Genomic DNA, 2,474 nt, shown 5'->3' with positions numbered 1-2,474 from the left:
GATCCCCTATCAGGTGAACAAGGCGGCGATGATCGAGAAGATGGCAGAACTGGTGCGCGAGAAGCGCATCGACGGCATTTCCGACATCCGCGACGAGAGCGACCGCCAAGGCTACCGGGTCGTCATCGAACTGAAGCGCGAGGCCGTCGCCGACGTCATCCTCAACCAGCTTTACCGCTTCACGCCGCTGCAGACCTCGTTCGGCGCCAACATGGTGGCGCTCAACGGCGGCAAGCCCGAAGTGATGACGCTGATCGACATGCTGAAAGCCTTCGTCGGTTTCCGCGAGGAGGTGATCAGCCGCCGCACGAAATACCTGTTGCGCAAGGCGCGCGAGCGGGCGCACGTCCTTGTCGGCTTGGCGATTGCCGTCGCCAACATCGACGAGGTGATCAAGCTCATCCGCACCGCGCCCGATCCGCAGACGGCGCGCGAGCAGTTGATGGAACGGCGCTGGCCGTCGCACGACGTCGCGCCGCTGATCAAGTTGATCGACGATCCGCGTCACCGCATCAACGAGGACGGCACCTACAACCTCTCCGAGGAACAGGCGCGCGCCATCCTCGACCTGCGCCTGCAGCGCCTGACCGCGCTGGGCCGCGACGAGATCGCCGACGAGTTGAACAAGATCGGCGCCGAGATCGTTGATTTCCTTGATATTTTGTCGTCGCGCGCACGCATACAGCAGATCGTCAAGGACGAGCTCATCGCGGTCCGCGACGAATTCGGCACCCCGCGCCGCACCGAACTCTCCGAGGGCGGTGCGGACATGGAAGACGAGGACCTGATCCAGCGCGAGGACATGGTCGTCACGGTCAGCCATTCCGGCTACATCAAGCGCGTGCCGCTGTCGCTCTACCGGGCGCAGCGCCGCGGCGGCAAGGGGCGCTCCGGCATGTCGACCAAGGAAGAGGATTTCGTCACAAGGCTGTTCGTGGCCAACACGCACACGCCGGTGCTGTTCTTCTCCTCGCGCGGCATCGTCTACAAGGAAAAGGTCTGGCGGCTGCCGATCGGCAACCCGCAATCGCGCGGCAAGGCGCTGATCAACATGCTGCCGCTCGAGCAGGGCGAGCGCATCACCACGATCATGCCGCTGCCGGAGGACGAGACCAGCTGGGGCGAGCTCGACGTGATGTTCGCGACGACGCGCGGCACCGTGCGCCGCAACAAGCTCAGCGACTTCATCCAGGTCAACCGCAATGGCAAGATCGCCATGAAGCTGGAGGAAGAGGGCGACGAGATCCTCGGCGTCGAGACCTGCACCGACAATGACGACGTGCTCCTGACGGCGAATTCCGGCCAGTGCATCCGCTTCCCGGTCTCCGACGTCCGCGTCTTCCAGAGCCGCAATTCCGTCGGCGTGCGCGGCATAAGCATGGCCGAGACCGACCGCATCATCTCGATGTCGATCATCGAGCACGTCGATGCGTCACCCGCCGAGCGCGCCGCCTATCTGAAGCGCGCGGCGGCCGAGCGCCGACTTGCCGCCGGCGGGGCCGGCGAGGAAGAGGAGATTGCGCTCACCAATGAGGAGGTCGGCGAGGAAGCCGAGCTTTCCGACGAGCGTTACGAGTTCCTCAAGGCGCATGAGCAACTCGTGCTGACGGTGACCGAATATGGCTATGGCAAGCGCTCGTCGTCCTACGATTTCCGCATGATCGGTCGCGGGGGCAAGGGCATTCGCGCCACCGACGTTTCCAAGACGGCCGAGATCGGCCGTCTTGTCGCGACCTTCCCGGTCGGCGATGACGATCAGATTATGCTGGTTTCGGACGGCGGCACGGTCATCCGGGTGCCGGTCAATGGCATACGCTTCGCCAGCCGCGCCACCAAGGGCGTGACGATCTTCAACACGGCCGAAGGCGAGAAGGTTGTGTCGGTGGAGCGGATTTCGGAGCCGCAGTCTGACGAAGAGGCGGAAGATGTGTCTTCGAGCGAGACTGGCGCGGACGATATGGGCGAGGGCGAATAAGTCTCGGCTTAGGCTTCACCGGCCCTCTGGGCCGGTGCGGTGATGGTGGGTCAATGGCGACGGTAGACGTTGCGATGAGCGAAACCATCGAGCCGCTTGGTGTTGGCCTTGACGCGCACCCGCGCTGCTTCCTGATGCAACCCGAATGCAGTCGCGATCAGCATCACGATGGTCATTGCAGTGGCAAGCATGTAGATCAGCATTTGCGTGTTCTCCTGGGCTTACAACGATGACATGGGGATTTGGTTTCATCCCTTGAAGCGGCAACCTAGTGAACGCTGCGTGAAATGTTCGTGATCGTCGCGTTCATCTGTCGTTCATCGGGGCGAAAAGGTTCACGGCCGGCCAACCGATCGGATTTGCCTTTGTTCGGGAGGCCCGCTAAAGCGTTTCGCCGGAAACGGCGAACCGCTCTATCTTTTTGTTTTGCGCAATTCCGGACGGAAAACCGCTCACACTTTTCCTGGAATTGCTCTAGAAGCCTGCCATGACCGAACGC

The 2,474-nt window shown here is 62.5% G+C and carries 3 protein-coding genes; 1 reads left to right on the top strand and 2 read right to left on the bottom strand.

Features of this window, described 5'->3' with window-relative positions; translation table 11 throughout:
• Nucleotides 1-1,975: DNA gyrase C-terminal beta-propeller domain-containing protein (locus EOD07_RS30725; protein ID WP_127237972.1), on the top strand; the 1,975-nt coding region annotated here is incomplete at its 5' end.
• Between the two features lie 50 nt (nucleotides 1,976-2,025).
• Here EOD07_RS30725 and EOD07_RS30720 read toward each other — a convergent pair.
• Both EOD07_RS30720 and EOD07_RS38245 read right to left on the bottom strand, forming a co-directional pair.
• Nucleotides 2,026-2,178 (bottom strand): hypothetical protein, encoded by a 153-nt coding sequence (locus tag EOD07_RS30720; protein ID WP_095765297.1) that lies wholly within the window; start codon nucleotides 2,176-2,178, stop codon nucleotides 2,026-2,028.
• A gap of 65 nt (nucleotides 2,179-2,243) precedes the next feature.
• A partial coding sequence (locus tag EOD07_RS38245; RefSeq protein ID WP_206519607.1) for a hypothetical protein occupies nucleotides 2,244-2,474 on the bottom strand: 231 nt, incomplete at its 5' end.

It is taken from the genome of Mesorhizobium sp. M2C.T.Ca.TU.002.02.1.1, from assembly GCF_003997225.1.
Note: the sequence above shows the minus strand (reverse complement) of the source record. Positions and strands in the feature narration are given on the sequence as shown.

Coding starts and splice junctions, on each gene's coding strand:
- EOD07_RS30720 (WP_095765297.1), bottom strand. CDS start 2,178: ATGCTGATCTACATGCTTGCCACTGCAATGACCATCGTGATGCTGATC.